This window comes from Stenotrophomonas maltophilia group sp. Smal17, assembly GCF_030237045.1.
Lineage (GTDB): Bacteria > Pseudomonadota > Gammaproteobacteria > Xanthomonadales > Xanthomonadaceae > Stenotrophomonas > Stenotrophomonas forensis.
The window spans coordinates 125,179-132,975 of record NZ_JASJSU010000002.1; the positions used below are offsets into that span (position 1 = coordinate 125,179).

General features: G+C 66.5%; 11 protein-coding genes. All 11 read left to right on the plus strand.

Annotated elements, in window-relative coordinates:
* The first annotated feature begins 2 nt into the window (after positions 1-2).
* Positions 3-707, plus strand: coding sequence for a C39 family peptidase (locus QRO93_RS01820; RefSeq protein WP_006446620.1), 705 nt, complete (start codon positions 3-5; stop codon positions 705-707).
* 13 nt (positions 708-720) lie between these two features.
* Complete coding sequence (locus QRO93_RS01825) at positions 721-1,470, plus strand: hypothetical protein (protein WP_053449822.1); 750 nt, start codon at positions 721-723, stop codon at positions 1,468-1,470.
* A gap of 46 nt (positions 1,471-1,516) precedes the next feature.
* Positions 1,517-2,854, plus strand: coding sequence for a transporter (locus tag QRO93_RS01830; RefSeq protein WP_053449823.1), 1,338 nt, complete (start codon positions 1,517-1,519; stop codon positions 2,852-2,854).
* An 84-nt stretch (positions 2,855-2,938) separates the two neighbouring features.
* A complete protein-coding gene (locus tag QRO93_RS01835) occupies positions 2,939-4,558 on the plus strand; it encodes a hypothetical protein (protein ID WP_285303927.1) in 1,620 nt (539 codons plus the stop codon).
* Between the two features lie 76 nt (positions 4,559-4,634).
* Positions 4,635-5,687: an NUDIX domain-containing protein gene (locus tag QRO93_RS01840; protein ID WP_164087472.1), complete on the plus strand. Its 1,053-nt coding sequence runs from the start codon at positions 4,635-4,637 to the stop codon at positions 5,685-5,687.
* Positions 5,688-5,907: 220 nt separating this feature from the next.
* Positions 5,908-6,198 (plus strand): RebB family R body protein, encoded by a 291-nt coding sequence (locus tag QRO93_RS01845; protein ID WP_005416648.1) that lies wholly within the window; start codon positions 5,908-5,910, stop codon positions 6,196-6,198.
* A gap of 43 nt (positions 6,199-6,241) precedes the next feature.
* Positions 6,242-6,511, plus strand: coding sequence for a RebB family R body protein (locus QRO93_RS01850; RefSeq protein WP_005416649.1), 270 nt, complete (start codon positions 6,242-6,244; stop codon positions 6,509-6,511).
* Between the two features lie 26 nt (positions 6,512-6,537).
* The gene (locus QRO93_RS01855) at positions 6,538-6,804 is read left to right on the plus strand and encodes a RebB family R body protein (RefSeq protein ID WP_006446865.1); all 267 of its coding nucleotides are present in this window, start codon (positions 6,538-6,540) and stop codon (positions 6,802-6,804) included.
* Positions 6,805-6,864: 60 nt separating this feature from the next.
* Positions 6,865-7,137, plus strand: a complete 273-nt coding sequence (locus QRO93_RS01860) for a RebB family R body protein (protein ID WP_005416651.1) — start codon at positions 6,865-6,867, stop codon at positions 7,135-7,137.
* 58 nt (positions 7,138-7,195) lie between these two features.
* Positions 7,196-7,432, plus strand: coding sequence for a RebB family R body protein (locus QRO93_RS01865; RefSeq protein WP_008265905.1), 237 nt, complete (start codon positions 7,196-7,198; stop codon positions 7,430-7,432).
* Positions 7,429-7,797: RebB family R body protein (locus tag QRO93_RS01870; RefSeq protein WP_285303928.1), on the plus strand; the 369-nt coding region annotated here is incomplete at its 3' end. The genes QRO93_RS01865 and QRO93_RS01870, both read left to right, overlap by 4 nt.

Genomic DNA, 7,797 nt, shown 5'->3' on the forward strand with positions numbered 1-7,797 from the left:
CGATGTTCCGTTGCCGACCTTCAACCTGGCTGCTGGCGTGCCTGTTGCTGCTGGGCATCAACCCTGCGTGGGCGGGCGAGGTGCGCTTCAGCGGGGTACTGCCCAATGGCGCCCTGCTGCAGCAGAAAGTGGAGAGCATGCAGGAGCGGCGCTACCGCAACGTGGTGCGCCAGCACACCGATTACAGCTGTGGCGCGGCGGCACTGGCCACCATCCTGCGCCATGCCTACCACCTGGACACCGACGAGGCGACGGTGATCCAGGGAATGATGGGGGTTTCAGACCCCGCACTGGTGGCCGAGCGCGGCTTCTCGCTGCTGGACATCAAGCGCTATGTGGAATCACTGGGCATGCGCGGGCGCGGCTACCGCATCGACGAAGCCCGCCTGCGCACCCTGCGCGTGCCCGGGCTGGTGCTGATGGACGTGCGCGGTTTCCGCCATTTCGTGGTGCTCAAGCAGGTGCGCGAAGGCATCGTCGAAGTGGCCGATCCGATCCTCGGAAACCGCAGCCTGGCACTGCCGGACTTCCTCGCCGCGTGGCCGTCACGCGCCGTGTTCGTGGTGATCGGCAGTGATTTCGACCGCAACACGGTGCTGCTGCAACCCAGCGAACGGCCCAGTGCCCGCGCGCTCTACGCGCGGCAGGGGCCGATCACCGATGCCGAGCTGGTCGACTTCGGCTTCAGCCATGCCGACCTGTTCTGAAGGAGGCTTCGCCATGATCCGTCTTCCCCTGTTGATGACCCTGCTGCTGATGCTTCCCGCGCTGACGGTGCGGGCGGCGGACGCAGCGCCGGGTCGCGGCCTGAAGGAAATTCCGGACCCCGAACTGAACCTGATGCGCGGCCGCTACACGGTGGGCGGCAACAGCGTGGCCTGGTTCGGGGTGACGATGGTTTCGCAGTGGCAGGCCAGCAATGGCACGGCCCTGCAGGGCACGTTGACCCTGGGCATGGATTTCCGCGGCGGTGGTGCACCCAAGCTCAGCTTTCAGCCCAGCGTGCATGTCACCGCCGCCGACGCGCCGCTGCCTGTCACAGCGGGCCGCAGCATCGACAGCAGCGGCCTGGCCAATGTCAGTGGGCTGGTGCAGAGCGTGCAGGTCGCCGGCGATGGCAACGCCGCGCGCAACACCACCACGCTGCTGGTGCGTGACGGCGACGTTCCCGCGATGCAGTCCGACAGCGCGCACTCGGCCAGCGCGCAGCAGGCCGGGGTGAGCGCCAGCGCCGTGCTCGATGGCAATCAGGCGCGCCTGCAGCTGCAGGTGGATGGCCAGGGCCTGGTACAGCAATGGATACGCAATGGCAGCGTCGGCCAGGGCATTGCCCTGGCCGGTGACGGCCAGGCAGCCAGCAACCAGCTGCGGCTGGAGCTGGTACGCAACACCGCGGGCGGCAACCTGCCGTTGAGCCAGAACGTGGCCCAGGCGATTGCGTTGAACCGCGGCATGGGGCCGGGCCAGTAGTACGGCGCGGCATTGGGGGACGCGTTCCACAACGCAGGACACGAACATGCATACCCTTCTGAGGATCACCCCGTTGGCGCTGGCGGCGCTGGCGGGCACCGCCCTCGCCGCGCCGCCGACGGCCGACGACAACGCCGATGTGCAGGCCCTGGCCAACCAGCTGGAGCAGCTGAAGAGCAACTACGCCCAGGAAGTCCGACGCCTGCGCGAGCTCGACATGCAGGTGCAGGCGATGCAGGCGCGATTGAGTGGGCGCACGGGGCCTGCCGGGCCGGCAACGGCGGCGGCAACCGGCACGGGCACGGGCACGGGCACGGAAGTCGAGCATGGCTCGACTCTACAGGCAGCGCCGGGACAGACAGCGCCCGGCGGCGAAGGCTACGCCAGCACTGCGGCCGAAGCGCAGCAGGCCAGGCAGGAGTCGCGGCGCAGCGTGGATGATGTGAAGCAGCAGCAATCGGCCCTGTTCTCGCGCCGCTTCACCATCGAGAACAGCCTCACCTACGCCCGCTATGACCGCAAGCAGCTCACCCTCAACGGCTTCCTGGCACTGGATGCGATCTTCCTCGGCAACATCGCCATCGAGAACGTCGAATCCGATTCGCTCACCTACAACCTCGCCGCACGCTGGGGCGTCAGTCCGAACCTGACGCTCAACCTGGACGTGCCGTACCTCGCACGGCGCACGGTGTACCAGAAAGGCGGTGCCGGGGGTGCGGCCGCCGCCATCGCCCAGGAACAGACCAATGGCAATGGCCTGGGCGATATTGGCCTGAGCGCGAACTACCGCCTGTTCGGTGAGCGCGGCTGGCGGCCTGAAACCGTGCTTACCGCCGGGGTGACCGCACCCACCGGGCGCGCGCCCTACGGCCTGGACTGGAAGGTGATCGAGCGCGACGACGATGACTACATCCGCTTCGCCGTACCGAAAGAACAGCCCACCGGCAACGGCGTCTGGCAGGCCAATGTGGGCCTGTCGATGGTCAAGACCGCCGACCCGGCCATCCTGTTCGCCAATCTGGGTTACGTACATTCGTTCCCGCGCGGCTTCAACGACATCGACAGCAACCCCGACACCGTCAATCCCGGCGATGTGAAGCTCGGCGGCTCGGTGTATTTCGGCGCCGGCGTGGCGTTCGCGTTCAACGAACGCACCAGCCTCAGCCTGTCCTTCAGCGACCGCATCAGCGCCCGCGCCTCGACCCGCTTCCAGGGCGGGCAGTGGATGAAGGTGATCGGCAGCGATGCCAATGCGGCGTCACTGAATCTCGGCGTGACCTATGCGCTGAACCAGCACACCACCCTGGTGACCCTGCTCGGCATCGGCCTGACCCCGGATGCGCCGGACTTCACCCTGGCCTTCAAGATCCCGTACATGCTCTAGCCCCCGTGGCCCGGCGACGGCGAGGCTATGGCCCGCCGTCGTCGATTCCGCCGCATCGGTGCCGATCCACGCAATGGCACCGCATTGCGCGTCGATTTCGCCGATTCCCGCAGTCTCCCCGTTTCTAGCATGCCCCTGAGCCGGCCATTCCCGGTCGCGCACTCATGCAGGGGCATTCGCATGGCAAACATCGCAGAAGACGGCCAGCTTGGCTGGATCGTCAGCAAGCGCCCGACCGTCCAGGGCATCGACATCGGCAAGGGCGGCGAGGCGCTGCCCGACAACACGTATGGCATCGAGATCGAGTTCTGCACGCACGACAGCGTGATCTTCGCGTTCACCCACGTGGTCGCAGCTTGCTTCGACATCGCTGGCACCGAGCCATGGAAGCTCGAATCCGATTCCGGCAACGTCTTCGAACTCGTCACGCCGCCGCTGCGCTTCGGCGCCATTGATCAAGCCTACGCCTTCAAGGAACAGCTTGTGGCGATGCTGCAGGCGTCCATCCAGAAAGCAGAGACGCAGGGCGTCAACGCCATCACGCTCGGCGACTGGGCGGGACAGTTCGCACCCAAGCTGGTCGAACTGCTCAACACCCACATCAACACGGGCCAGCTGAAGCTGGAGCTGGTGGCACTGAAGGCCATCGACTATGCCAGCTGGAAGGAGGTGGGCGAAGGGTTGAACGTCGGCAATGTAGACGATGGCATCAACATTCCCGCCGGGCTGCTGCGCCACAAGCTGCGCAAGCTCGACTGGGAAAGCTATACCCCGGGCATCATCCTGGCCCGCTGCAGCAAATTCTGGTCCGAAGGCTACGCCTCGCAGATGAACCTGCCGATGACGCTCAGCGGCTACTTCCTGTACATGATGTACAAGACCCACGACAAGCACTACTCGCAAGCGGTTCGTACACAGCAGAAGCTGAGCGGCGAAAAGGCCGGGCAGAAGCTGACGGCCTGGTACTGGCGGCATGTGCTGCTGCAGGCGTGGTGCCGATACCAGCGTGCACTCGGTGTGGAACCGGAGGCGAGGAAGCTGTTCTCGCCCGAGGCGATTGGTCGCTCCGCCCTGCTCTACCTGGTGGTTGGAAAACTGCTGACCGGCGCCCTGGCCGAACTCGCGGAAGCGCCGCAGCTGGAGCTGCAGCAGAAGGCCTGGGATGCCGGCTCCACCCGCGCGATCGATGCTGACGAGCCGGAGGTGACCCTGGGTGACTGGGCCCCGTACCACAGTGCGCTGAAAGACCTCACCGGCATCTGGCTGAAGGCCTCGCTGATGGATGTGATGCGCACCCAGAACCTGCAGACCTATACCTGGGCCGTCACCGAGCTGCCGCGGGTGCTGGCCAGGACCGAAGTGTGGGAGAACGCGCTTCTGAACTGGAAAGGGATGGAGCGGATCAAGGCGATGGGTTCAACCATCGAATGGACCGACCTGGAAGAGTTCGCCGAGCCTGAGCGACGGCAGGTGCTCTACGAAAAGGTGGTCGAGGTGGCCGGAAGCCTGGCCGAGCACCTGAAACACCTGTCCCCGGACAAACCCGGGCCACCGGATCTCCCTGACGAGAAGGATCGGCCGTTCCTCGATCGGCGCAATACCCCGGCGTGGGAGGCCCGCTACGACACCCTCCTCCCGCCCATTGCACCGCGTGAGAACACGCGGAACGAATTCACCTACCTGATCGAGCATCGCAACCACTGACACATCGCCCTGATCCGCGCTGCCGCCCTTCCATCGACTGCGGCAGGCACGACGCTGTTCCAACCGGAGAAACGAAATGACACAGGTCTACGCAACACTTCGCTCGGACGATCAGTACCTGATCGCACGCAAGCAGATCACCAATGCCTGGTGGAGCGGCTATGCCGCGCCGGTGCTGGTGGCCGAGGCGGCGTCCGCCCTGACCACGGTGGTGAACGTTGCCGCAGGCAGCGCCGTCAATGCCGGCGCGGTCGCCGCCATCAACGCGTCGCTGGCCAATGCCGTGCTTGCAGCGACGTCTGCGTGGCCCGCGGGGGCTGCCGCCAATGGCGTCGCCACGCGGGATGCCATCAATCAAGCGGCCGTTGCGGTCAACAACGCCGGCCAGGTCCTGGCGCAGCTGCAGGCAGCATTGCCGACGGTACTGGCCGCCGTGGACCGGGCCGCCGCCATGGGAGCGGCCGATTGGGTCGCGGGTGGAGGGGCCGTGCCGGCCTGGGTCCAACTTCAAAATGTAGGCATCCCCGCATGGCCGGACCCGAACCTGCAGGCGACCGTCAACGCCGCACAGCGGCGCATTTCGGGCTGGGCCGGCTCGCAATCGCCGCGTCTGGTCAACCAGGCCGGGCAGTGGGCACTGCCCGGGGGACGCATGTCGGATGCGGAAACCGCCGAGCATGCGGCCAGGCGGGAATTCCAGGAAGAAACCGGCGTCGAGCTGGACGCAGGTTATGTGATGGCCTACCACACGCTGTTCCAGACCGCGCCGGGAGGTGCCGATTTCTACCTGGTCTGCTTTGACCTGCCCGGCGGCCAGGACATCGCCGACCTGGTGACACGGATCAACGCGAACCTGATGGCCCAGACCGGTTGGCTCAATCGTCCGACCGCCGGGTCGGTGGTCGACTGGGAACTGGATGCGGTCTGCACCGTGGCGCAGGACGAGCTGAGCAGCTCTCTGGGGACATTCCAGCCCGTCTCGATTCCCGACACGCTGCGGCCGGTGCCCGTGCCGATGCCTGCCGGAGGGGCCGCCCTGGCGGCGTGGGAGCGCAGGCAGCGACGCTTTGCCGAGTCCCAGTCCATCGACTGGTACCTGCGCATGGCCCGCTACATTGAACAGCAGTAGGCGGCCGACGCGGATGCGGAGAAATCGATGATGCGGCGACGGCACCACCCGCATCACGGCCCCGCTCTTCACACCATTTCCCCCGCATTCTCCGTCGATTCCACCAATCCAGCAGCAGCGCTTGTTTCTACTCTGCATCCACGGTGAAGCACACGCAGTTACGCACCACGCACCGTGACACTGGATACCACGCACTTCCACCTTTTCGCAGGAGCAGGACATGGCATTTCCAACCGCGGTAAACGACCAGATCACCGATTCGGTCACTCAGGCCAACACCAAGGTGCTGGGCGATGCGCCCGCCGTGGCGGTGGGCAATCTGTACCAGGCCACCGCACAGGCGCTGGCCAATGCGGCGCACAACGCGACCAACGCCCAGCAGCAGTCCTATGTGACCGCGCAGTCGGCCACCACCATGGGCGTGGCCACGCTGTACTCGATCGACACCGCCACCACGGCCGTGGCCAGCAAGGAAATCCTCAGCACCCGCGTCCGCGGCCTCGGTTCCTGATCCGTCGTCCCGTAGCTGATCCGCCAACCTCAAGGAGCTCGACATGGCATTCCCGACCGCTGTAAACGACCAGATCACCGATTCGGTCACCCAGGCCAACACCAAGGTGCTGGGCGACGCGCCCGCCGTCGCCATGGGCAACCTGTACCAGGCCACCGCGCAGGCGCTGGCCAACGCCGCCCACAACGCCACCAACGCCCAGCAGCAGTCCTACGTGACCGCGCAGGCGGCCACCACCATGGGCGTGGCCACGCTGTACTCGATCGATACCGCCACCACCGGTGTGGCCACCAAGCAGATCCTCGGCGCGTGATGCGCCGGCAGGCAAGGAGCTGAGCCATGGCATTTCCCACGGCCGTCAACGACCAGATCACCGATTCGGTCAGCCAGGCCAACCTGCAGGTGCTGGGCGTGGCCCCCGCCACGGCGATGGGCACGTTGTACCAGGCCACGGCACAGGCCCTGGCGAATGCAGCCCACAACGCGACGCTCGCCCAGCAGCAGATGTACGTCACGGCGCAGGCCGCGACCACGATGGGCGTTGCACTGCTCTACGCCGTCGATACCGGCGCCACCGGCGCCGCCACCCGGAAGATTCTCGGCTGATTCCACTAAGTGCCGGCAGTCTCCGTTCCTGTAGTGCTGTCCACCCAAGGAGTTTCCACCATGGCATTTCCCACCGCCGTCAACAGCCAGATCACCGATTCGGTTTCGCAGGTCAACACCAAGGTCCTTGGTGATGCGCCGGCCATCGCAATGGGCAATCTGTTCGTGGCCACCAGCCAGGCACTGTCCAACGCCGCGCACAACGCCACCAACAACCAGCAGCAGTCCTACGTGACCATGCAGGCCTCGACCACCCAGGGCGTGTCCACGCTGTATGCCATCGACACTGCCTCCAACGGCGTAGCCACCCGCGAAATCCTGGGTCTGCGCTGACGTGTCGGCCCGGGGTGACGCCCCCCGCCCGGGTGGCGTCACGCCGGGCCCCTGTCTGATGGCCGCATCGCCTGCCACCGGCTACCTGCTGGACGCTGCCAGCGCCGGCTCGGGCCTGGCGATCGCCCTCGCCCCGTCGTTCGCGATGTCCGCCACTTACCTGGCGATGGCCGACAGCCTTGGCCTGGCCATGCAGAACGCAGTGGCCAACCAGCAACGCGGCCAGGTCACCGCCGGCGCCAGCCTGGCCCAGGTCCTGGCCCTGATCATCCAGAAGGGAGCCGTTCCATCATGAGCAGTGAGAACACCGTCAACAGCCAGATCGTCGACAGCGTCAGTGCCGCCTCGACCCTGCTGGTGGCCCAGGGGCCGGCGCAGTCCTTCAGCATGCTCGACATGGTCATGCTGGAGACGCTGGGCACGGCCATGCACAACGCGGTTGCGCGCCAGCAGGGCGCGGGCATGGTCAGCAACGCCGCGGTCACCGCCGCCTGCGCGAAGATGATCAATGCCCCCTGGCCGGTGCCACCGCCGCCTCCGCTTCCCCCGCCGCCGCCACCGCCGCAGGTCATTCCCCTGCCAGGGCCGGTGCCGGCGCCGCCTTCGCCCGCGGCGGTGATCGCCGCGGCCACCGCAGAAGGAAAGACCGCCATCAGCGTC

Excerpts from the sequence above, each read along its gene's own strand:
- QRO93_RS01850 (WP_005416649.1), top strand. The coding sequence starts at position 6,242 with ATGGCATTCCCGACCGCTGTAAACGACCAGATCACCGATTCGGTCACC.
- QRO93_RS01840 (WP_164087472.1), top strand. The coding sequence starts at position 4,635 with ATGACACAGGTCTACGCAACACTTCGCTCGGACGATCAGTACCTGATC.
- QRO93_RS01830 (WP_053449823.1), top strand. The coding sequence starts at position 1,517 with ATGCATACCCTTCTGAGGATCACCCCGTTGGCGCTGGCGGCGCTGGCG.
- QRO93_RS01845 (WP_005416648.1), top strand. The coding sequence starts at position 5,908 with ATGGCATTTCCAACCGCGGTAAACGACCAGATCACCGATTCGGTCACT.
- QRO93_RS01855 (WP_006446865.1), top strand. The coding sequence starts at position 6,538 with ATGGCATTTCCCACGGCCGTCAACGACCAGATCACCGATTCGGTCAGC.
- QRO93_RS01860 (WP_005416651.1), top strand. The coding sequence starts at position 6,865 with ATGGCATTTCCCACCGCCGTCAACAGCCAGATCACCGATTCGGTTTCG.
- QRO93_RS01865 (WP_008265905.1), top strand. The coding sequence starts at position 7,196 with ATGGCCGCATCGCCTGCCACCGGCTACCTGCTGGACGCTGCCAGCGCC.
- QRO93_RS01820 (WP_006446620.1), top strand. The coding sequence starts at position 3 with ATGTTCCGTTGCCGACCTTCAACCTGGCTGCTGGCGTGCCTGTTGCTG.
- QRO93_RS01825 (WP_053449822.1), top strand. The coding sequence starts at position 721 with ATGATCCGTCTTCCCCTGTTGATGACCCTGCTGCTGATGCTTCCCGCG.